This is a genomic window from Parvimonas sp. KA00067, assembly GCF_001553085.1.
Classification (GTDB): domain Bacteria; phylum Bacillota; class Clostridia; order Tissierellales; family Peptoniphilaceae; genus Parvimonas; species Parvimonas parva.
In genome coordinates, this window is the sequence record NZ_KQ960152.1 from 184,072 (window position 1) to 206,690 (window position 22,619).

Annotated in this window: 20 protein-coding genes; 19 read left to right on the forward strand and 1 reads right to left on the reverse strand. The window is 29.9% G+C overall.

The features are described 5' to 3' along the window. The first annotated feature begins 114 nt into the window (after positions 1-114). Both HMPREF3181_RS07175 and HMPREF3181_RS07180 read left to right on the forward strand, forming a co-directional pair. Positions 115-1,200 (forward strand): MGDG synthase family glycosyltransferase, encoded by a 1,086-nt coding sequence (locus tag HMPREF3181_RS07175; RefSeq protein ID WP_068475099.1) that lies wholly within the window; start codon positions 115-117, stop codon positions 1,198-1,200. A 69-nt stretch (positions 1,201-1,269) separates the two neighbouring features. After that, on the forward strand, positions 1,270-1,656 hold the full coding sequence (locus HMPREF3181_RS07180) for a hypothetical protein (RefSeq protein WP_068475102.1): 387 nt from the start codon (positions 1,270-1,272) through the stop codon (positions 1,654-1,656). 62 nt (positions 1,657-1,718) lie between these two features. On the opposite strand, the gene HMPREF3181_RS07185 is transcribed toward HMPREF3181_RS07180, so the two are convergent. Then, the gene (locus tag HMPREF3181_RS07185) at positions 1,719-2,372 is read right to left on the reverse strand and encodes a TetR/AcrR family transcriptional regulator (RefSeq protein ID WP_068475106.1); all 654 of its coding nucleotides are present in this window, start codon (positions 2,370-2,372) and stop codon (positions 1,719-1,721) included. 368 nt (positions 2,373-2,740) lie between these two features. Here HMPREF3181_RS07185 and HMPREF3181_RS07190 point away from each other — a divergent pair, with 368 nt between their 5' ends. From HMPREF3181_RS07190 to murI, 17 genes are all read left to right on the forward strand, one after another. Continuing rightward, positions 2,741-4,237, forward strand: a complete 1,497-nt coding sequence (locus HMPREF3181_RS07190) for a BCCT family transporter (protein ID WP_068475109.1) — start codon at positions 2,741-2,743, stop codon at positions 4,235-4,237. 21 nt (positions 4,238-4,258) lie between these two features. Next, complete coding sequence (locus HMPREF3181_RS07195; protein WP_068475112.1) at positions 4,259-5,584, forward strand: glycine/sarcosine/betaine reductase component B subunit; 1,326 nt, start codon at positions 4,259-4,261, stop codon at positions 5,582-5,584. Between the two features lie 12 nt (positions 5,585-5,596). Then, positions 5,597-6,898, forward strand: a complete 1,302-nt coding sequence (gene grdH, locus HMPREF3181_RS07200) for a betaine reductase selenoprotein B (protein WP_082713934.1) — start codon at positions 5,597-5,599, stop codon at positions 6,896-6,898. A 392-nt stretch (positions 6,899-7,290) separates the two neighbouring features. Continuing rightward, positions 7,291-7,992, forward strand: a complete 702-nt coding sequence (locus HMPREF3181_RS07210) for a YSIRK-type signal peptide-containing protein (protein ID WP_068475121.1) — start codon at positions 7,291-7,293, stop codon at positions 7,990-7,992. A gap of 193 nt (positions 7,993-8,185) precedes the next feature. Beyond that, positions 8,186-9,256, forward strand: coding sequence for a peptide chain release factor 1 (gene prfA / locus HMPREF3181_RS07215; protein WP_068475125.1), 1,071 nt, complete (start codon positions 8,186-8,188; stop codon positions 9,254-9,256). Between the two features lie 3 nt (positions 9,257-9,259). Continuing rightward, positions 9,260-10,168: a C39 family peptidase gene (locus HMPREF3181_RS07220; protein WP_068475128.1), complete on the forward strand. Its 909-nt coding sequence runs from the start codon at positions 9,260-9,262 to the stop codon at positions 10,166-10,168. 2 nt (positions 10,169-10,170) lie between these two features. Beyond that, the gene (locus HMPREF3181_RS07225; protein WP_068475131.1) at positions 10,171-10,941 is read left to right on the forward strand and encodes a YwaF family protein; all 771 of its coding nucleotides are present in this window, start codon (positions 10,171-10,173) and stop codon (positions 10,939-10,941) included. Positions 10,942-11,110: 169 nt separating this feature from the next. Beyond that, positions 11,111-12,184, forward strand: a complete 1,074-nt coding sequence (locus HMPREF3181_RS07230) for a D-alanine--D-alanine ligase family protein (RefSeq protein WP_068475134.1) — start codon at positions 11,111-11,113, stop codon at positions 12,182-12,184. A 2-nt stretch (positions 12,185-12,186) separates the two neighbouring features. Beyond that, entirely contained in the window at positions 12,187-13,557 is a 1,371-nt protein-coding gene (murF, locus tag HMPREF3181_RS07235; RefSeq protein WP_068475137.1) for a UDP-N-acetylmuramoyl-tripeptide--D-alanyl-D-alanine ligase, read from the forward strand. Position 13,558: 1 nt separating this feature from the next. Continuing rightward, a complete protein-coding gene (locus tag HMPREF3181_RS07240) occupies positions 13,559-14,686 on the forward strand; it encodes a M20/M25/M40 family metallo-hydrolase (protein WP_068475140.1) in 1,128 nt (375 codons plus the stop codon). 52 nt (positions 14,687-14,738) lie between these two features. Further along, complete coding sequence (locus tag HMPREF3181_RS07245) at positions 14,739-17,645, forward strand: insulinase family protein (protein WP_068475143.1); 2,907 nt, start codon at positions 14,739-14,741, stop codon at positions 17,643-17,645. A gap of 308 nt (positions 17,646-17,953) precedes the next feature. After that, positions 17,954-18,085: a hypothetical protein gene (locus HMPREF3181_RS08065; RefSeq protein ID WP_255353744.1), complete on the forward strand. Its 132-nt coding sequence runs from the start codon at positions 17,954-17,956 to the stop codon at positions 18,083-18,085. A 25-nt stretch (positions 18,086-18,110) separates the two neighbouring features. Beyond that, the gene (locus HMPREF3181_RS08070) at positions 18,111-18,239 is read left to right on the forward strand and encodes a hypothetical protein (protein WP_255353745.1); all 129 of its coding nucleotides are present in this window, start codon (positions 18,111-18,113) and stop codon (positions 18,237-18,239) included. Between the two features lie 101 nt (positions 18,240-18,340). Beyond that, on the forward strand, positions 18,341-19,504 hold the full coding sequence (locus HMPREF3181_RS07250; protein WP_068475145.1) for a double-cubane-cluster-containing anaerobic reductase: 1,164 nt from the start codon (positions 18,341-18,343) through the stop codon (positions 19,502-19,504). Further along, positions 19,504-20,259: an acyl-CoA dehydratase activase gene (locus tag HMPREF3181_RS07255; RefSeq protein ID WP_068475147.1), complete on the forward strand. Its 756-nt coding sequence runs from the start codon at positions 19,504-19,506 to the stop codon at positions 20,257-20,259. The genes HMPREF3181_RS07250 and HMPREF3181_RS07255 overlap by 1 nt, the downstream gene beginning before the upstream one ends. Positions 20,260-20,662: 403 nt before the next feature. Continuing rightward, positions 20,663-21,502 (forward strand): 4-(cytidine 5'-diphospho)-2-C-methyl-D-erythritol kinase, encoded by an 840-nt coding sequence (gene ispE / locus HMPREF3181_RS07260; RefSeq protein WP_068475149.1) that lies wholly within the window; start codon positions 20,663-20,665, stop codon positions 21,500-21,502. Between the two features lies 1 nt (position 21,503). Next, positions 21,504-22,322 (forward strand): glutamate racemase, encoded by an 819-nt coding sequence (murI, locus tag HMPREF3181_RS07265; protein WP_068475152.1) that lies wholly within the window; start codon positions 21,504-21,506, stop codon positions 22,320-22,322. Positions 22,323-22,619: the final 297 nt, after the last annotated feature.

A 22,619-nucleotide genomic window follows, 5' to 3' on the forward strand; every position in this document is an offset into this window, starting at 1 on the left:
AAACTGAAGAAACAGTAAAAGAAACTGAAGAAGTTAAAGAAGTTGAAACAGTAGAAGAATAGAATTTAAGGGTCGGAAAATTTTTCCGACTCTTTTTATAAAGTGAGGGTTAAAATGAAAAAAGCATTAATTTTAACAGCGTCATTTGGTGGTGGACATAATAAAGCCTCAAATAATATTAAAGAGAAACTTGTTAAAAGAGGATTTGAAGTAGAAGAAATAGATTTGTTAAAAGAAATTTCTGAAAAATTGGACAGCTTGCTTGTTGGAGGATATTTAGGAATTGTAACGAAGACACCTGAAATTTATGGACTTATATACAAGGGGACAAATTTAACTACGCATCAAAATGTCTTTTCAAAACCGATTTTAAATATATTAAGTTCTAAGATATTGCCGATTTTGGAAGAAAAAAAGCCTAATGTTGTTATAGGAACTCATGTTTTTGCAATAGGGGTTATGGAGCATATAAAACAAAAAGAATATTATGATGTTCCGTTTATTTCAGTTATCACAGACTATGTAACTCACAAAATGTATTTTAGTGATTATGTAGATTATTATATAGTCGCAAGTGAATTTACTAAAAATAAAATGATTGAGGACGGAATAAAAAAAGAAAAAATTTGCGCTTTTGGAATTCCGATAGACGATAGCTTTAAAATCAGACATTATGAAAAAAAAGACGGATTTAATATTTTAACAGTATTCGGCTCTTTGGGGATAGACGATTTTTCCGATTATATTATGCCAATTTTAGATATTGCAAAAGACGTAAAGCTAACAATGGTTTGTGGTAGAAACGAAGAGTTAAAAGAAAAATTAGAAAAAAAATATAGCTTATTTATCGATGAAAACAGACTTGAAGTTTTAGGTTATACAAACGAAATTGCAAGACTTATGGAAGAAAATCAAATTTTGATTACAAAGCCGGGTGGACTTACAGTTACGGAGGCAATAATTAAAAATATTCCACTTATAATTCCTTTCTTTATTCCGGGACATGAAGAAGAAAACAAAAACTTCATTGTTGAAGAAGAAATTGGGGTTTATGCAGATGGTGTTGAATCTGTTGTAAAAGAAATAAAAAAATTCTACAAAAATAGAAGAAAAGTAGAGTATATGGCGTTAAATATGAAAGAAATTGCTGAAGGTTTTTCAGTAGATAAAATTGCAGAACTTGTTGAAGAAATAATTTAAAAACGATTGACAAAAAAACTTTATTATAGTATAATGCTTGATGGATGAAGATTTTTAGGAGGTATTTATATGAAAATTAAAAAATATTTAATTTCTGCTATGGCTATTTTATTAATGGGTTCAATGGTTGCTTGTCAATCAAAACCGGCTGAAACTAAAAAAACAGAAGAAAAGAAAGAAGACAAAAAAGAAGAAAAGAAAATGGAAAAGGCTTCTGATGAAGAAAAAAATGCTACAATCAAAGCATTAGAAGAACAAAAAGCTGTTGAATTATCAATTCCTAACTTAAAAGACTCAGATAAGAAAAGTATTGAAGAAAAATACGCTTCATTAATCTCTTCTGTAAAAGAAGATAAAATGGATAAAGCTGAAGTTATTAAATTAGGAAAAGCTGCTGAAAACTATGTAAAAAATGTTAAAGCTGCTAACGGAGAAAAAGTAGAAGAAAAAAAATAGTAATATGATATTTTTAATGAGGGCTAAGCCCTCATTTTTTTATAAAAAAATGAGATAATTGCTTATCTCATTTTGTCAAATATTTCAACTATATAATTATTTACAAGTTCCTTTGCAACAGATGAATTTATACTTCCTCTATATACTTTTAAAAGCATACTTTCAAATACACAAATTATCAAACTGTCAATCATTTCTGCTCTATCTTTAGATACAATTTTTTCTTCAACACAAGCCTGCATTAAGTTAAAACTTCTCGTTTTTATAGATTTAGATAAAAGCATTTCTCTAACAACTTTAGGATATTTTTTTACGTCTAAAGGAAAATAACTGTAATAACTTTCTACATATTGTTCTAAATCTTGTTTTAAGTTTGAAAAGAATATTGTATAATAGATTTCCGGTTTTCTAAACGCACAGTCTATGTAACATTGCCAAACTAAGAGATAGACATCTCTTGAATCTTTTGCGGATTTTATGTAACTTGGAATTCCATCTATATATTCTCTTAAATAATGCATAGATGCAAAAAATAATAAATGTTCTAAGTTGTCGAAATAATTATAAATAGTTGCACTATTATATCCTGCTATGTCAGCAACTTTTCTTATGGTTACACTTTCGTATCCATCTTTTTCTATTATATCTATTGTGGCATCAACAAAGTATTTTACCATTCTAGTTTTTTGTATCATTTTTTTATCTAAAGCATTCATATTTTATCTCCTCTATGAAATATTATTTTAACATATTTTTTTAATAATATCAAATTTACGCTTTAAATACATTAAGTAAAAGTCTTTTGTGTAAATTATTTTTGCAAATTTTTGTTAATTTTATATCACGTTAAAACAAAAAATAGAAAATTAAAATTAATTTTTTAATAAAAAACTATTGCAAACGATTAAATTTTATGTTATATTTATTGCAGATTAAAAAATAATCACGATTATAAAATGATTATAGTTAAAAAATAATTGTTTTGTATCGAAAGTACATATTAGAAATTTCTGCAGATTTCTTGTGTCTTAAATTTAAAAAGTATTTTAAGAGAAATTTTTTAAAATTAAATAAGGAGAAAAAAATGAGTAAAAAAAATAATACTGTGTTTTATGCATCAATAGCATTGACGTTAGCAATCGTTTTTTGGGGCTTTTTAAGTCCATCATCATTTGAAATTGCCGGTAACGCATCTTTTAAATTCTTATCTACTAATTTTAACTGGTTTTATACTTTTACTATGACTTCATTTATTGTTTTTGCAATTTGGATTGGTTTTTTTAGTAAGTATAAAAACATAAAACTTGGTGGAGATGATTCAAAACCGGAATTTTCAAATTCATCTTGGTTCGCTATGCTATTCTCAGCAGGTATGGGAATCGGTTTAGTATTCTTTGGCATTTCTGAACCATTAAGTCATTATTTAAATCCAATGTATGGTAAGGGAATGACAGAAGAGGCAGCTAAGTTTGCTATTACAAAATCATTTTTACACTGGGGACTTCATCCTTGGGCTAACTACTGTATATTAGGTTTAGGACTTGCTTATATGCAATTTAGAAAAGGTAAACCGGGCTTAATAAGTAGTATATTTATTCCTATTTTAGGAGAAAAAGGAGCTAAGGGTCCAATAGGAAAAATAATCGACATTTTAGCTGTATTTGCAACAGCAGCAGGAATGGCTACTTCTTTAGGACTTGGAACTCAACAAATCAACAGTGGACTTAATTATATGTTCAAGATTCCTGAAACTCCAATGGTTCAAATTATCTTAGTTGTTACAATTACTTTGATTTACACTTGGACAGCAATTTCAGGGGTTGAAAAAGGAATTAAAGCTGTTTCAGACTTAAACTTAATTTTGGTTGTAGTTTTACTTGCAGGTTCGTTCTTGTTTGGGCCAACTGTTAAGATTTTAAGAACTTTTGTTGAAGGAACAGGACTTTATATTCAAAACTTCGTTCAAAATTCATTAGAAGTTGGAGCTTTTGGAAAAAGTTCTTGGTTTGGAGATTGGACAGTATTCTACTGGGCATGGTGGATTGCTTGGGCTCCATTTACAGGAATCTTCATTGCAAGAATTTCTAAAGGTAGAACTATAAAAGAATTTATTGCAGGTGTTATGTTAGTGCCTACAATCGTATCGTTCATTTGGTTCTCAATTTTTGCCGGAATTGACTTTGCAACAGCCGGAGAAGTTTTACTTGAGGCAAGTAAGAGTTCAGCGACAGCATTCTTCATTGTTATGAACAATATACCACTTGGAGCTATTTTATCATTTGTTGCTATAATTCTTCTTTTCACATTCTTCATTACATCTGCAAACTCTGCAACTTTCGTTTTAGGAATGTTATCACAAGAAGGAGATTTAAACCCAACAAATACAAAGAAAACTATTTGGGGAGTTGTTCAATCAGCACTTGCACTATCACTTATGATAGGCTCAGCAAATGGATTAAAGATGCTACAAACTATATCAATTATAGCTGCATTTCCATTTGCATTTATAATGTTATTTAGTATGTATTCACTTGTAAAGGCGTTGAAAACAGACGAATTTATAATAAATAATAAACTTTAATAAAAAATAAGGAGGCTTTATATGAAATTAGAAATCGGTAATTTTCATGTTAAAGATGTAGTTTTTGGAGATAAAACTTTCTTTGAAAATGGAATTTTAACAATTAATAAAAAAGAGGCTTGTGAATTTATTTTACAAGACGAACATATCACAGAAGTTGATATAGAAATCGCAAGACCGGGGGAAGACATTAGAATTGTTCCTATTAAGGAGGCTGTTGAACCTAGAGTTAGAGTTGACGGAAGAACTTTATTCCCAGGAGTAACTGGTGAAGTTGTTCCTTGTGGAGAAGGAAAACTTCATGCGCTTAAAGGTGTAAGTGTTCTTGGTGTTGGTATGCACTGGGGAAGTTTTGGTGACGGTTTAATTGATATGTGTGGAGAAGGACAAAAATATACAATCTTCGGACAATTAATCAATATCTGTATCGTTGCCGACACTGATGAAGAGTTTGAAAGACATGAACAACAAAAGAAAAATAGAGCAATTAGATGGGCAACTCACAAATTTGCTGAATATTTAGGACAAACTGTAAAAGAATTAAATCCTGATGAAACAGAAGTTTTTGAATTTGACCCGGTTTTAAATAGAAGTGAAAAGGTAAATAGTTTGCCAAAAGTTGTTTTAGTAATGCAACCACAATCACAAATGGAAGAAATGGGATATAACGACTTAATTTATGGTTGGGATATGAACCACTTTGTACCAACATTTATGAATCCTTGCGAAGTTCTTGACGGAGCAATTATTTCAGGAAGTTTTATGCCTTGTTCATCAAAATGGTCAACTTATGACTTCCAAAACTTCCCAACAATTAGAGAACTTTACAAAGAACATGGAAAGACAATCAACTTTGTTGGAGTTATAATGTCAAACTTAAATGTTGCTTTAGACCAAAAAGAACGTTCAGCAATCATAATGTCTAATATAGCTAAATACTTAGGAGCAGAGGCTGCTATCGTAACTGAAGAAGGTTATGGTAACCCTGATACTGACTACATTAGATGTATCGTAGCTTTAGAAGATATCGGAGTTAAGACAGTAGGTATCAGTAATGAATGTACTGGACGTGATGGTGCATCACAACCACTTGTAGTTTTAGATGAAAAAGCTAATGCATTAGTTTCTTCAGGAAATGTTTCTGAATTAATTAAATTACCACCAAGAAAAAAAGTTATCGGAGAACTTGAGGCTCTTGCAAGAGATGGTTTATCAGGTGGTTGGGCATTTGACGAAATTTTAGGCTCATCAGTAAAAGAAGACGGTTCTATAATTATGGAAGATAATGCAATGTTCTGTGGAGATGCTATTGCAGGATGGTCTGTAAAAACTATGAAGGAATTTTAAGAGGTGTTAAGTATGAAAAAAGCAATTCATTATATAAATCAATTCTTTGCCGGTATTGGTGGAGAAGAAAGGGCAGATTTCAAGCCTGAATTAAAAGAAGGAAAGGTAGGCCCTGGTATTGCATTACAAGCAAAATTAGACGCTGAAATTACTCATACAGTTATTTGTGGAGATAACTATATGGGCTCTAACACACAAGATGCTATAGATGAAATATTAGCTATGTTAGAAAATTTAGAATTTGATGTATTTATTGCAGGACCTGCATTCCAAGCCGGACGTTACGGTGTTGCTTGTGGAAATATCTGTGAGGCAGTAAAAGAAAAATTCAATGTTCCTGTTGTAACTTCAATGCATGTTGAAAACCCTGGAGTTGAAATGTTTAAACTTAAAATGCCTGTTTTTGAAGGTGGAAACTCAGCTGCTTTTGTTAAAAAAGATACAGAAAAAATGGCTCTTTATGTAAATAAATTATTAGCTGGAGAAGAAACTAAAGGTGCTAAAGCTGAAGGTTACTTTGAAAGAGGAATCAGACACCAAGTTTGGTTAGAAGAACCAGTTTCAGCATCAAGACGTGGAGTTGATATGTTACTTAAGAAAATTGCAGGAGAAGAATATGTTACAGAACTTCCAATTCCTAAAAAAGATTTAGTACCAATAGCAAGTCCATTAAAAGATTTAAAGAAAGCTAAAATCGCCGTATTAAATACAGGTGGTATCGTTCCTGTTGATAACCCTGATAGAATTCAATCTGCATCAGCTACAAGATGGGGACGTTATGACTGTTCATCAATGGAAAGATTAAAAGGTGGCGAGTTTAAAACAATCCATGCCGGATTTGACCCTGCAGCTGCAGATGCTGACCCTAATGTAATCGTTCCTTGGGACGTATTAGTTGACCTTAAAAATGAAGGAGTTTTTGGAGAACTACATGAATATTTCTATTCAACAGTAGGAACAGGAACTACACAAGCAGAAGCAAAGAGAATGGGACAAGAAATGTTAGCTAAACTTCAAGAGGCTGGAGTTGACGGTTGTATCATGGTTTCTACTTGAGGTACTTGTACACGTTGCGGTGCAACGATAGTAAAAGAAATCGAAAAGGCGGGAATCCCTATCGTACAAATGTGTAACTTAGTTCCAGTTGCAATGACAGTTGGTACAAACAGAATTGTTCCAACAATCTCAATTCCTTATCCACTAGGAGACCCTAGTACAAGTAAGGAAGAACAATACAAATTACGTTATTCAAGAACAAAATTAGCTTTAGAATCATTAGCTACTGATGTTCAAGAACAAACAGTGTTCAAATAAATTTAAAGACTCTTTCACTTCCTTAGCTTTGCTATAAGAGTCAAAATTTTTAAATCTACTTCCCAACAAAATAGTTGGGAAGGGATTTGAAAGATAAAAAATATTTTTGTATATAAATAATATTTACATACAATGGTATAAAGGAAGTACATTAAAATAGTATTTGAATTTTAAATTAATTTAAATAGATATAATCACACTAATAACAGACCTTACAACTAGAACGCAAATACCATACTTAAAATTTATTAGGAAGATATGCTATGTAAAATTTTTACATAGCTATTTTTTTGCTTTAAATTTTGTTTATATTTTTAAGGTTGTTTTAAGGTTAGGGGTTTAAAATGTACGAGGTCGCTTTTGTGACAAAAATATTTTAGGGGGTAGATTATATGAAAATTATATCTAGAGAAAATGCAAATACAAAACAAAAATATCTTTCCAGAAAATTATCAGTTGGATTGGTATCAGTATTGTGTGGATTTGCATTTGCTTTTGGTGCACAACAAACTAATGCACAAGTCTATAGTATTTCAGATTTAAGAACTGAAATTGAACAAAAAGCCGATGAGGCAGTTAAGAACAACAAAATATCACAAAATGATGCTAATGCAATTAAAAACGCATCAAAGATGATGAGATCAGAATATGCTTTAAAGAACTTATTAAATAAGCTTCAAACTCCAAGAGTAACAACACCTGCTAAGGTAAAAACTCTGGAACAAATTAAAGCTGAAAGATTAGAAAGATATAAAAAAGAAGTTGTTTCTATGATTTCAAAAACTCATCTTGACAACGAAAAAAGAAACAGATTAGCTGACGAAGTAAAAAAAGCACAAAGTGTTGAAAAAGTTAGGGAAATTCTTGAAAAAGCCAGAACACAATCAGAAGATGCATTTACTACAAAAGAAAAGCAAAATCAAGAACTTTTTGTTTTAAAAGAAAAAATTAGAAGCTTATTACAAAGATTAGAAGAAAATAAAAAGATTGGTAAAGAAGATGCTAACGGAGTTAGATCTGCATTAAGAATGATGAATTCAAAAGCTCCAGTTCAAAGAATGCTTAGCATGCTTAACAATGTTAAGTCTAAATAAAATTTTAGATAAATTATTTAATACCAATTTTGGGAGAGGGTTTTGTATTAAAGAGAAAGAAAAGCTGTTTATAATTAGTTTATAACAGCTTTTTTTGTTGAAAAACTTTTTTATTACATTAATTTGCTTATAATAAAGAAATTGTGATATAATATAAGTTAATTAGTTGTAAGTTTAAAAGGAGAGATATATTTTGTTTGATAAATTAGAATTATTAATTGAAAAATTTGAGGAGCTTGAAAGAAAGATTATAGACCCTGAAATTATGAAAGATATGAATGTTTGGCAAAAACTTGCTAAAGAGCATGGAGATATGAAACCAATCATTGAAAAATATAAAGAATATTCTAAACATAAAAAAGAACTTGAAGAAAACAAGGAAATGTTAAGAGAAGGCTTAGATGAGGATATGAAAGAGCTTGTTAAGGAAGAAATTTCGATGCTTGAAGAATCTATCGAAAGCGAAGAACAAGAATTAAAAATCCTATTGTTACCTAAAGACCCTAATGATGATAAGAACGTATTTATGGAAGTTAGAGCTGGTACAGGTGGAGATGAGGCAGGACTTTTCGCTGAGGATCTTTTAAGAATGTATAGAATGTTTGCTGATAAACAAAGATGGAAAACTGAAATAATGAGTATTTCCGAACAAGGTGTCGGAGGTATCAAAGAAGTAGTTTTCTTAGTTAAAGGTCAAGGAGCATATTCAAAGTTAAAATATGAAAGTGGAGTTCACAGAGTTCAACGTGTTCCTGCTACTGAATCAAGTGGTAGAATTCACACTTCTGCTGCAACTGTTGCAGTTTTACCTGAAGTTGAAGATGTTGACGTTGTAATAAATCAAAATGACCTTAGAATTGACGTTTATAGAGCAAGTGGTAACGGTGGACAATGTGTAAATACAACAGACTCTGCAGTAAGAATTACACATATACCGACAGGACTTGTTGTTACTTGTCAAGATGAAAAATCACAACTTAAAAATAAAGATAAAGCAATGAAAATCTTGAAGTCAAGATTATATGAAAAATACCAAGAAGAACAAAATAAAGATATTGCTGATGCAAGAAAATCACAAATAGGTTCAGGAGATAGGTCTGAAAGAATTAGAACATACAACTTTCCACAAGGAAGAGTTACAGACCACAGAATCAATATGACTATTTATCAATTAGACAGTTTCTTAAACGGAGATATTTCTGATATGATAGATGCATTAATTACAAGCGACCAAGCAAAGAAGATGCTTGCGATTACGGAGTAGCCAGTGAATTCTAATTTACAAAATAAGTTAGTAAAATTTGGTGTTTTTCTTGCACTTTATACCTTTGGGATATTTGTGTTTTTTAATTTTGCGTTTTCTAAAAAAGAAATTAAAGTTGATGTAACAAAAAAAGAAGAAACTACAACCAAAACAGACACAACTTTAAATGCAAATGGAATAGATGTAAAAAAGCTGACAACTAAAGTTAATGGTGGAAATAAAATTAATCTTTTGAACGAAAAGATTATTCGTGACGGGTTAAAAAATACCACTGATAAAGACATTAAAGAAATTTTAAAAAGCGAAAATAAACTTAGTATCGGGTATTTAGCTTTGCTTTACAGAAATCCATCTGCTAAACTTTTTGTAAAAGATAAATTAGAAAATAAAGTTATAGATAATTTTACCGGAGAAAGTGTTTCCTTTAAAAGAAGTATTCCATACTATTTACAATGGGATAGACGTTGGGGACAAAAAAAATATACTGATGAAAATATAGCGATAAATGGTTGTGGCCCAACTTGTATGGCTATGGTAGTTTCAGGACTTTCAAAAGATAATTCCATTACGCCTGTTGAACTTGCAAAGTATGAAGAATATGCAGAGGGAGCAGGTACTGGTTGGAAATATTTTACTGAAGTTCCTAAAAAATATGGACTAACAGTAAAAGAAGTAGGAAATGATGAACAAGTTTATAAAAACGAATTAAAAAGTGGAAGACCGATAATTGTTAATGTTGGTAAAGGAGATTTTTCAACAATCGGACATTATATTGTATTAGTTGGGGTTGATAAACAAGGGAATTTTATAATAAATGACCCAAACAGCCCACAAAATACAAATGATACATGGACTTTCGAAAGATTAAAACCACAGATAAAAAACGCATGGTCTTTTAGTAAGGGAGATTAGATTTGAATTTTTTAGAAAGATTTTTAGATTTTATAGTTTATTTCTTTAGGTCTGAACCTGAAGGACGAGATATAGTAAAATATGGAACAACACATATTTCACTTGTCTTGATTGCCTTTATAGGTGCAATTTTGATTTATAGACATAGAGATACATTTAAAAATAGCAATAAAAATATTTTAAAGATTTTTGTGATTATACTATTTTTACAACAATTTATATTATATACATGGTATCTAACAAGTGGCTCATTTTCAATAGAAACAAGCCTACCGTTATATGATTGTAGAGTTGCGATTATATGCTTGATATATGGAGTGTTTTTTGATAGCAACAAAGCTAAAAGAATCGGAATTTATTTAGGTTTTGTAGGCTCAATAGTTGCATTACTATCTCCAGAGCTGGATAAATTTATATTCCCGCATTATACTTGGATAAGTTTCTTTGTCGGACATATATTCTTGCTTTGGGTAAGCTGTTATATATTCTTTGTTGAAGAAATAGAAATTTCATTCCAAAAATATATGGAAGTTTTTGTGTTTACGAATATTTTACACATAGCTATAATAATCTTTAACAACTTTACAAATTGCAATTATGCATTCCTATCAGAACCACCAATCTTTAAAGAAGTGGCTTGTAAATTGCACCCAATCACATATATATCAATTATGATGATAATATTGAATTTTTCACTCTACCTAGTACATTCATACTTTATGAAATCAAGAGATGGAAAATTTAAAATAATAAATAGAAAAGTTGAGAATTAGATGTTTATTGATTATTGTTTAGATAATTTAAAATATAATATTAATTTTAAAAAAGTGATTTGTTTTAAAATCACTTTTTTAATGAAAAATAATTCTTAAATTATGAAAAAATCTCAATTTATGTTATACTATAGAGTGATATTTTATATTTTTAAAAAGGAGTTTTATTATGAAAAATTTATATTTACTATATGGAGGAAAGAGTGCAGAACACGAAATTTCTGTGTTGACTGCAAAGTCCGTTATAAATAATTTAGATAGAAATAAGTACAAAATATTTCCTATTTATGTCGATAAATGTGGTCGTTGGAATTATTTAGGAGAAAATACAAAAAATATTGAAAATGAAAGTGAAATTGTACTTGAAGGAAGTGGGGCTGTTTGTGATTCTATTTCAAAGTTTTTTGCAAATGACTTTGTAAATGAAAATGCAATTTTCTTCCCTGCAATGCATGGAACTTTTTCAGAGGACGGAACTATTCAAGGCTTTTTCGATATAATGGATATTGCTTATGTTGGAAATAATGTTTTATCTTCTGCTGTTTGTATGGACAAGGGAACTGCGAATGATGTTTTTGCGGGTAATGGAATTTTACAACCTGAATATTATTTGGTTACAAAGTATGAGTTTGATAAAGATAAAGATGCACAAATAAAAAATATTTTAGAAAAAATTGGAGAAGTTTCTTTTGTTAAGCCTTGTAATGCTGGTTCAAGTGTAGGTGTTACAAAGGTAAACAAAAAGGAAGAAATAGAATCAGCTTTGATTGAAGCATTTAAGTTTGATACTAGAGTTTTGGTTGAAGAGGCAGTTGTTGGAGATGAACTTCAAGTTTTAGTTATGGGAAATAATGTTTTAAAAGCAAGTTTGCCAGGTGGAGTTAAGGTTACTCGTGAGTTTTTTGACTATGAGGCAAAATATTTAGATGAAACAACTGACCATATTATTCCTTGGGATTTATCAGAAGAAGAAATTAAAGAAATTCAATCCGTTGCAAAGAGAGCTTATGCTGTTACAAACTGTAAGGGATTTGCAAGAGTTGATATTTTTGTTAGAGATAGCGACAGAAAAATGCTTGTAAATGAAATTAATACAATTCCGGGAATGACTTCTGTTTCTATGGCTCCGGCAATGTATATGAAAACTTTTGATAAAACTTATAGTGATTTTTTGGATGAATTAATCGAACTTGCGATTGAAAATAAAAAAGAAAAAGATTCTTTGACTACAAATAGGGGGTAATTATGTTAAAAGCAACTTTGGAAACTATCGCTAAAATAGTTGGTGGAAATTTAGTTACTACAAGTATGAAAGATGTAATAGTAGAGGGAGTTTCAACAGATACTCGTGATATAAAACTTCACAATCTTTTTATTCCACTTGTTGGAGCAAAGTATGACGGACATACTTTTACTTTTGATGCTATAAAAAAAGGTGCGATTGCAACTTTGTGGGATAAAAATCACCCAACTCCTTATCTTGACGCAGGAATTATTGTCGTTGATGATACTTTAAAGGCTTATCAAAAACTTGCAAATAGCTATTTAAAGGCTACAAAGTCTAAGGTTATCGGAATAACCGGCTCAAACGGAAAAACCGGAACAAAAGATATTTTAGCATCAATTTTAGAAGAAAATTTTAGAGTTCATAAGACTGCAAAAAATCTTAATAATGAAATCGGTGTTCCAAAGACTATTATGGAAATGAACTTGGACGATGAGGCTATTGTTTTGGAAATGGGAATGGAACGTTTCGGAGAAATTAGTGTTCTTACAAATATTGCCAATCCGGATATAGCCGTTATTACTAATATTGGCGATAGCCATTTGTTAGAGCTTGGAACAAAGGAAAATATTGCAAGAGCAAAGTTTGAAATTTTAGAGGGATTAAAGCCTGACGGAATTTTCATTTTTAATAATGATGATGATATTTTAAGAGAAGTTATAAGAGAATATTCAATTTCTCAAAGGGTAATAAAGATTGGAACTAGAGAAGATTCAGACGTAATCATTAGACCAATTCGTTCAGACGAATCAGGAAGTAGTTTTTCAATAGGGGAATATGCTTATAGTATTCCATTCATCGGTAAACACCAAATCTACAATGTTTCGGTTGCGATAACTATTGCCGGACTTTTGGGTATGGACTATGCAAGTATTGTAAAAGGACTTTCAAAAGTAAAACTTACAGGAATGAGAATGGAATTAATGCATTTGCCAAGTTTTGACGTTTTGAACGATTGTTATAAGTCAAATCCACAAAGTTTGATGTCTTGTATCGAAACTGTCTATACTATGAAAGGATATAAAAATAAGATTTTAATTCTTTCCGATATGTTGGAGCTTGGAGAAAATGAAGAAAAGTTACATTTTAATGTAGGCGAAAAAATTGATAGAGATAGAATTGATTATGTAATTTGTGTTGGGGATTTGGCAAAAGAAATTTACAATGGAGCAAATAGAAATTTCAATGTAAAAAATCTTTTCTACTTTGAAACTAAAGGTGAAGTTATCGAAAAAGTTAGGGAAATTATTTCAGAAGACACTTTGATTATGGTTAAAGGTAGCAGAGGAATGAAACTTGAAGAAATTATTGAAAAATTAAAGGAGATTTAAGATGAATAAGGAAAGACTTTTAGATACATTTTTAGATTTGGTAAAAATTTATTCTCCGTCAAGAAATGAAATAAATGTTATGAAGTATGTAGTAGAAAGATTGGAAAAGCTTGGAGTTAAATATATTTTGCATGACCACTCAAGTGAATATGGTGGAAATACTCCGGTAATTATCGCAAAACTTGAAAAAAATTCTGATGATGAAAGTTTAAAACCTATTTCTCTTTCTGCTCATATCGATGTTGTTGAGCCTTCAAAAGATTTGGACGTTTATGTTGAGGACGGACTTGTTAAAACTAGAACTGCTACAACTTTAGGAGGAGATGACAAGGGCGGTGTTGCTATCATTTTAGAAACTTTTGAATCTTTGGTTGAAAGCAATTTACCACATAGCGATGTCTTTGCCGTTATAACTCCTTCTGAAGAAGTTGGACTTTTGGGTGCAAAGTCAATTAAATGGGAAGAAATTCCACAAGATTTTATGCCGTCAAAGGATATGCTTGTTCTTGATAACGGTGGTGGCTGTGATACTGTCGCAGTTGAAGGACCTTGTATGTATAAGATAAATGTGCATTATGAGGGACTTTCTTCTCACGCAGGGATAGAGCCTGAAAAAGGTAGAAGTGCCATTGTTGCAATGAGTAATGCTATTTCAAAGATGAAGATAGGAAGAATTAACGACCATACAACTTCAAATATCGGTAGTATTGTTTCTGAATTTCCTACAAATGTCGTTCCAAAAGATTGTAAAATCAGAATGGAAGTTAGATGTTTGAATGAAGATGAGGCAAAAGAAAATGTTGATAATTATGTAAATATTTTTGAAGAAACTGCAAAAGACTTTGAAGTTAAATGCGATATTAACATAGAGTACGATTATCCACCACTAAAACAAATTGACGGAAATATTTTGCTTAATAGAGTTTTGGACGCTTATAAAAAAGTTGGTGTTAAATCAAGACCAATTAAAATTGGTGGAGGTTGCGACGGTAATATTTACTTGAAAAATGGATTTAATTCTGTGATTTTAGGCGTTGGAATGTATAAGATTCATACAATAGAAGAATATTTAGTAATTGCTGATATGGAAAAAACTTTAGAGGCAGTTTTAGAGTTTATTACGAAGTAATAATTTTACTTTTTAATTGTAAAAATATAAGTAACAAAAAATAGGAGGAAATATGTATAAAGGATATAAATTAATACAAGAAAAACATATTAAAGATGTGAATTCTGATTGTGTTTTACTTGAACACGAGAAAACCGGAGCAAAAGTTTTTTTGATGAAAAACGATGATGATAATAAAACTTTTGGGATCGGTTTTAAAACTCTTCCTAAAGATAATACAGGAATTTGCCATATAATTGAGCATAGTGTTTTGTCCGGCTCAAGAAAATTTCAAACTAAAGAGCCTTTTATGGATATGGTAAAGATTAGTATGGCTACATTTTTAAATGCTCTAACTTTTCCGGATAAAACTATTTATCCCGTTTCAAGTAGAAACGAAAAAGATTTTAAAAATTTAATGGACGTTTATATGGACGCCGTTTTCTATCCTGTAATGAAAAAGGATAGAAGAATATTTATGCAAGAGGGTTGGCATTATGAGCTTGAAAATGCTGAAGATGAACTTAATATAAAAGGTGTAGTTTATAATGAAATGAAAGGTGCATATTCCGTTCCTGAAACAACTCTTTATTACAGAGTAAACAATGCACTTTGTCCTGATACTGTTTATGCTATGGAATCAGGTGGAGAACCTTATGAAATTCCAAATTTGACTTATGAAAATTTTTGTGATTTCCATTCAAGATATTATCACCCTTCAAATTCATATATTTATTTATATGGCGATTGTGATATGGAGGAAAGACTTGAGTTTTTAGACAGAGAATATCTTTCAAACTTTGAAAAAGAGAAAATAGATAATTTTGAAGGAAGTCAAAAGCCTTTTGAAAATACAAAAAATGTTTTTGATGAATATTCCGTTTCAAAAGATGAAGATACTAAAAATAAAACATTTTTAGCTTATTCTTCTTGTTTCGGCGAAAGTAATGGACTAAAAGACGGAATAATCGGAAAGTTATTATCTGAAATTTTAGTTGATATGCAAGGTGCATATCTTAAAGAGGCATTACTTAAAGCAAATATTTGTGAAGATGTATCTTCAATTTCAATGGAATCTACAAAGTTTTCAAGTTTTGGAGTTTATGTTATAAATTCTGAAAGAGAATATTTAGATAAATTTAAAGAAATTGTTGAAAATGTATTAAGAGAAGTTGTTAAAAATGGAATTGGAAAAGAAAAGTTAATCGCTGTTTTAAATAGAACAGAGTTTTCTATAAGAGAACTTTTGAATTCTACAACTGCCGGAGTTGAATATTTCTTTAGTATTTTTGATACTTGGTTATATGGTGGCAGTCCTATGGATTCACTTACTTTTGATGAGGCATTATCAGAAATTAGAGAAGATATTTTGAATAACAGATTGTTGGAAAGAGTTATCGAAGAAAAGATTTTGAATAACAATCATAAAGCATTCATCGTTCTTTCTCCAAGTGCCGGACTTAATGACAAAAAAGATTTAGCCCAAAAAGAATGGTTAAAGAGATATAAAGACTCTTTAAGTCAAATTCAAATCGAAAAAATAATTGAAAATACAAAGAATTTAATTGAATATCAACAAACGGAAAGTACTGAAGAGCAAAAGGCGACTATTCCAAAACTAAAAATAGAAGATATTGATAAGGAAACATTAAAAATTCCAAACGAAGTTGAAAAAATTGAAGATATAACAGTTTTAAAACATAATATTTTCACTTCAGGAATTAATTATGTCGATATTTGTTTCGACTTAAAACATATTTCAAAAGATGAAATTGTATATCTTTCACTTGTTGAAAATTTACTTAAATCTTTGGATAAAAAATCAATGACTTACAAAGATTTTTCAGTTGAAACATTCTTACGTTGTGGTGGAGTTTCAACGTCTATTACAACTTTGACTAATGCGAAAAACAGGGAAAAATTTGTTCCTAAATTTGTTGTTAGTGTAAAATTCTTAGGTGAAAAACTAAAAGAAACAGTTGAACTTTTAAAAGTTTTATTAAAAGAAACAATTTTTACAGATAAGAACAGAATCAAAGAAGAAGTTTTGTCTATCAAGGGAGAATTGGAGCAAGATGTTCTTGGTGCAGGTCATATGTATGGAATAAATAGAGCAAAATCATATTTTTCAAATAAGGCTTGTTATGATGAAAGATTTAAAGGGCTTGATTATTTGAAATTTATTCAAGATTTGGCTGAAAATTTTGATGACAGAATTGATAATGTTCTAGAAAAAATGAAATTTGTTTACAATAGAATGTTTAAACAAAACGAAACTATTGTAAATATAACCACAACAGAAGAAAACTTTGAAGAAATCAAAAAAGCATTTGTTGAATGTGTAAAAGAATTCCCAAGATTTGAGGATATTTCTTATGATTTCACATTTGAAAGAGAAAATTTAAAAGAGGGAATTGCAACTTCTTCTGATGTAAATTACGTTACATTTGCAGGAGATTTGAAAAAGTTAGGCATTGAATACTCCGGAAGTTTTTCACTTTTATCAAAAATTTTAAGCACAACTCATATGCACAATAATATTAGAGCGATTGGTGGAGCTTATGGAGCAGGACTTAGCATAACTCGTGATAGTGAAATGTTGATGTTCAGTTACAGAGACCCTAACTTGAAATCTACGAAAGAAACATTTAATTCCGTTGGAAAATATGTTTCAGAAATGGAAATAACAGAAGAAGAATTGGAAAGTTTCAAAATTTCATTGGTAAAAGATTTCAATCCATTGCTTACTCCAAAACACAAAGGATATACTTCAATGGTTATGTATATAACCGGTTCAGATGAAAAAGAATTGGAATTATATTTAGGACAACTTTTAAATACAAAATTGGAAGATTTAAGAGAACTTGGAAAAGTAATTGACGAAGTATTAAGTCAAGATGGATTTGTTGTAGTTGGAAATACAAACAAAATAAAAGAAAATTCAAAAGAATTTAAAAATATCGTAGTTTTGAAAAAGTAAGATTAAAGGCGCTGTTTAAGCAGTGCCTTTTTCAATTTAATAATATTTTTTTATTATACAAATTTTTATGTATTAATCTACTTTTTGTTATAAGGTAAAACTATTTCATAAACTTTGCTAATAAATAGCTTGTTTTCCATAAATAATTAATATAAATGAAATATTGACTTAATTTATTAATATGATATAATTGAGTTGGTCAAAAATATGTGAAATACTAAATAAGATTAATACATAAATTAACAAAGTTTTTGACCAGATATTATTTGGAGGTTATTTATTAAAAAAGAAGTATAGGACTTTTATTGATGTCCGTATTAGTTTTGTCTGCTTGTGGACAAACTGCAAAGAGAGCTGATATCAATACAGCGAAGAAAACAAAAGAAAAGAAAGCGACTATGACTATTGCCGATGTTGATTTGAATGCAAAAGATTTATAAGAACAATGGAAAAAGGAACCACGTTATGGCTCCAAGACCTGGTATTATTAAGGAAGACATAAAGATTGATATGGAATATCCAAGAAATAGAAATAGTGATGAATTCATCGAACATAGAAAGCATATATTAGACGTATTAAATTTTACAACTTAGCGTTTTCATATAATATTCCGATATAAGCAAAAAGGATGGGTTCGTTAGTGGCTCGTCTTTTTTGTTTATGATAAATTTCAAATAGAGAAAGGAGAAACGAAATGAAAGAAGAAAATATTAAACTTCCGAGTAATTTTGACGATTTCAATGAAACCAAAAAAAATGGATTTTTAAAGATGAAAGAATTAAAAGAATCCGGTAAAAAAGTTGCAGGCATTTTTTGTACATATACTCCTCAAGAAATAATCTATGCAGGAGGACTTATTCCGGTTAGTTTATGTGCCACAACAGAAGATTCTATAAAATATGCAGAAAGAGATTTACCAAAGAACTTATGTCCGCTTATAAAGTCAAGCTATGGTTTTGCTGTAAGTGATACTTGCCCATATTTTTATTTTTCAGATATTGTTATTGGAGAAACGACTTGTGATGGAAAGAAAAAAATGTATGAATTAATGGGCGAATTTAAAGATGTTCACGTTATGCAACTTCCACAAAACAATACTGATGAATTATCTTTAAAACTTTGGACAAATGAGCTTTATAAATTAAAAAGAAGATTAGAAGAAACTTTTAATGTTGAAATTACTGATGAAAAATTGTGGGATGCTATAAAAATCGGAAATCAGGAAAGAAGAAACTTGAGAAGATTTTTTGAGCTTGGAAAACTTAATCCATCTCCTTTAAGTGGAGTTACAATGAGTGGAACTCAAGATGCTTTTGGTTTTAATTTTGATAGAGAAGCAAAAAATAAGGCTCTTGTTGAAAAGACAGAAGAACTCTATGCTATGTGGGAAAAAGAATTGAAGGGTAAAAAGAGTAGTAGGCCTAGAATTTTAGTAACAGGTTGTCCTGTTGGTGGAGTTCGTGAAAAAATATTGACTACAATAGAAAATGCAGGCGCTGATATTGTTGTCTATGAAAATTGCTCTGGAGTTCGTGAAAAACTTGAGCTTATTGATGAAACTATGGATAATCCGATAGATGCGATAGCTAAAAAATATCTTAATTTAAGTTGTTCTGTTATGTCTCCGAACAAAAAGAGATTTAAAGATTTGGATATGTTGATAGATGAATATCAAGTTGATGCTGTTATTGAAATTGTACTTCAGGCTTGTCATACTTTTGCTGTTGAATCAACAAAGGTAAAAAGATTTGTTACAGAAGAAAAAGGTAAACCATATATGTATATAGAATCTGATTATTCTATGACTGATGTGGGACAAGTTTCAACCAGAATTGAAGCATTTTTGGAGATGATATAATGAATATAGGTATAGATATAGGGTCAACAGCCTCAAAAGTTGTTGTTTTTGATAAAGACAAACAAGAAATAGTTCATACAATTTTGATGCCGTCAGGTTGGAATAGTAAAGAAACTTCAGAAGAAATTTATAAAAAATTGACAGAAAAAGGCTTTGATGTTGACAATTGCTATGTTGTTGCAACAGGATATGGGAGAGTATCCGTTCCCTATGCCGATAGAGTTGTTACAGAAATTACAACACATGCAAAAGGTGCGATGTTTTTGTTGAAAAGAGATTGTGATGTAATCGACATTGGAGGGCAAGACACAAAGATTATAAATATTTCAAACGGTCTAGTTAGTGATTTCATAATGAACGATAAATGTTCAGCTGGAACTGGTAAGTTTTTGGAAGTTATGAGCAATAGACTTGGAGTTACTTTAAATGAAATGTTTGAATTGTCAAGAATAGGTAATCCTGTTCCGATAAGTTCGACTTGTACTGTATTTGCAGAGTCTGAAGTTATTTCCCTTATGGGACAAGGACGACCTAAAGAAGATATAGCAAGTGGAGTTGTTCATTCAATAGCAAATAAAGTTGTTGGACAGACAAGAAAATTTAGAAATGAGGCAGATTTGTATTTCTTAACCGGAGGATTTTCAAATAATTCCTATATGGTAGAACTTTTAGAAAAATTATTAGGGAAAAAAGTAGAAACACACGAGTTAGGAAGATTTGCAGGGGCATTAGGTGCATCGCTTATGGGAAAATAATACTTCTAAATCTTATAAGATGATTAACATAAGGTTGGAGTAGCAGTAACTTTGTTGTTCTACAATAGAAAAAACAAAAATTCCATTAGATTTTAATGGAATTTTTTGTGCAAAAAAAGAAAGCTTTACGCTTTCTTTTAAGTGTTACGGTGATTTGGGGGTACACCGTAAATTCGGAGAGAGTAACTCATCAAAATTATAATGAGTGATATAGGTTATGTTATTCTTTAAAGTAAAACACTTTTAATGCTAAGTGCTAATATTTTACTTAACAAAAGTATAACACTTATTTTAAAATAAGTCAACAGTTTATGTAGTATTTTTTTAATTTTGTTTTTTGTTTAAATTTGTGGTAAAATATTTTAAAATGAGTTATGTTTAATAAATTAATAAAGGTGATTTTATGAAAAAGAAATCTTATGCAAAAATAAATTTGACTTTAGATGTAATCGAAAAGAGAAAAGATGGTTATCACAATATAGATGGAATTATGCAGATTGTGGATTTGTATGATGAAGTTACTGTTGAAATAGCTGATGAATTTAAAATTACTTCTAATTCTAAAAATATTCCATTAGATGAAAAAAATTTAGTCTATAAAGTTTACAACGTAATTAGGGAAAAATATAAATTTGATGAAAAATTTTCTATACATATTGAAAAAAACATACCTGTATCTGCCGGAATTGCTGGAGGAAGTACAAACGCAGCCGTTGTTATAGAAATGATAGATGAGCTTTTGAACCTTAATATGACTTTGGAAGACAGAAAAAAAATTGGAAGAAGTGTTGGTGCAGATATTCCTTATTTGCTTGTTGGAAAAACTGCGAGAACAAGAGGAATTGGTGATGAACTTGAAATTCTTGATAGTCTGCCAACTACAAATGTACTTATTGTAAATAATGAAGTTGAAATTTCAACTCCTTATGTATATTCAAATATTGTTCCAACCGGCAATAGTAAAAATGTTGATAAACTTATTGAAATATACAAAATGAAAGATTATGATAAGTTTTTTGAGTCCCTATATAATACAATGGAAGAAGTTTCTATTTCATACTGTCCTGAAATTCAAACGATAAAGGATAAAATGTATGAGTTTGGTTGTGTTAAGTCGCTTATGAGTGGCTCGGGGCCTACTGTATTTGGTATTTTTAAAAATGATAAAGATATAGAATTTGCATATAATTATTTTAAGAAGATTTATAAGAACACTTTTAAAGTAAAGGCGATGGAGAGATAATATGGATAATAGAGCGATAGGCGTTTTTGATTCGGGTATTGGTGGACTTACTGTTGTTAAGGAACTGATGAAAATTTTACCTAATGAAAAGATATTATATTTTGGAGATACGGCTAGGGTGCCTTATGGGAATAGAAGTGAAGAAACTATAAAGCGATTTTCAACTGAATGTATTGAATTTTTAGATAAAAAAGATATAAAAGCGTTAATTATTGCTTGTAATACCGTTTCTGCAGTTGCGCTTGAATTATTAAAAGAAAAGTTTGATATGAATATACTTGGTGTTATTGTTCCTGGTAGTAAAATGGCAAGTTTCATTACTAAAAATAAAAAAATTGGAGTTATCGGAACAAATGCAACGGTTTCAAGTGGCTCTTATGAAAAATGTATAAAGCTAGAAGATGAAAATAATACAGTTTATTCGAAGGCTTGTCCATTATTTGTACCGATAGCTGAAGAGGGATTGTCTGAAAGTAGTATAGCAGTTGAAACGGCAAAATACTATTTGAATGAATTAATTGAAAAAGAAGTAGATACTATCGTTATGGGTTGTACTCATTATCCTATATTAGAAAGGACAATCCAAAAAGTTGTAGGAGAAACAATACAACTTGTTAATCCTGCAAAAGAAACTGCTATTGAAATGAAAAAATATTTAGAAGAGAATGATTTGCTAAATGATGAATTGGAAGATAATAAAAATACATTCTATATAACTGATGATGAGAAAAAGTTTGAAAAAAACTTGACTGACTTTATAAAAATTGATGAACCTAATATAAAGAAAATAAATTTGAAAACAAAACACATAGATGAATAATCTTTTAAATTAAATTTATCATTATTTTAATTAAAATCATATTTCATAAAAAAATTAACAAAGTCAAAAAATTTAGAAAAAAACTTTAAAAAGTGTTGACAATAAATTAAATAATTGATATAATAAAGACCCAGTGAGAGCTGGGTCACTTTTTTTGGAAATTTAATTAAAAATTTTTTTAAAAAAACTTTCAAAAAAGTGTTGACAACCAAACAGAAATGTTGTATAATGTAATGGTTGTTGTGAAACATTAAAAATTTCATATAGTGATAGAAACTTTGAGAGTACAAAGAAAAA

Coding starts and splice junctions, on each gene's coding strand:
- HMPREF3181_RS07190 (WP_068475109.1), top strand. CDS start 2,741: ATGAGTAAAAAAAATAATACTGTGTTTTATGCATCAATAGCATTGACG.
- murI (WP_068475152.1), top strand. CDS start 21,504: ATGGATAATAGAGCGATAGGCGTTTTTGATTCGGGTATTGGTGGACTT.
- ispE (WP_068475149.1), top strand. CDS start 20,663: ATGAAAAAGAAATCTTATGCAAAAATAAATTTGACTTTAGATGTAATC.
- HMPREF3181_RS08070 (WP_255353745.1), top strand. CDS start 18,111: ATGGCTCCAAGACCTGGTATTATTAAGGAAGACATAAAGATTGATATG.
- HMPREF3181_RS07195 (WP_068475112.1), top strand. CDS start 4,259: ATGAAATTAGAAATCGGTAATTTTCATGTTAAAGATGTAGTTTTTGGA.
- HMPREF3181_RS07250 (WP_068475145.1), top strand. CDS start 18,341: ATGAAAGAAGAAAATATTAAACTTCCGAGTAATTTTGACGATTTCAAT.
- murF (WP_068475137.1), top strand. CDS start 12,187: ATGTTAAAAGCAACTTTGGAAACTATCGCTAAAATAGTTGGTGGAAAT.
- HMPREF3181_RS07185 (WP_068475106.1), bottom strand. CDS start 2,372: ATGAATGCTTTAGATAAAAAAATGATACAAAAAACTAGAATGGTAAAA.
- HMPREF3181_RS07240 (WP_068475140.1), top strand. CDS start 13,559: ATGAATAAGGAAAGACTTTTAGATACATTTTTAGATTTGGTAAAAATT.
- HMPREF3181_RS07245 (WP_068475143.1), top strand. CDS start 14,739: ATGTATAAAGGATATAAATTAATACAAGAAAAACATATTAAAGATGTG.
- HMPREF3181_RS07210 (WP_068475121.1), top strand. CDS start 7,291: ATGAAAATTATATCTAGAGAAAATGCAAATACAAAACAAAAATATCTT.
- HMPREF3181_RS07175 (WP_068475099.1), top strand. CDS start 115: ATGAAAAAAGCATTAATTTTAACAGCGTCATTTGGTGGTGGACATAAT.
- HMPREF3181_RS07180 (WP_068475102.1), top strand. CDS start 1,270: ATGAAAATTAAAAAATATTTAATTTCTGCTATGGCTATTTTATTAATG.
- HMPREF3181_RS07230 (WP_068475134.1), top strand. CDS start 11,111: ATGAAAAATTTATATTTACTATATGGAGGAAAGAGTGCAGAACACGAA.
- HMPREF3181_RS07255 (WP_068475147.1), top strand. CDS start 19,504: ATGAATATAGGTATAGATATAGGGTCAACAGCCTCAAAAGTTGTTGTT.
- HMPREF3181_RS08065 (WP_255353744.1), top strand. CDS start 17,954: ATGTCCGTATTAGTTTTGTCTGCTTGTGGACAAACTGCAAAGAGAGCT.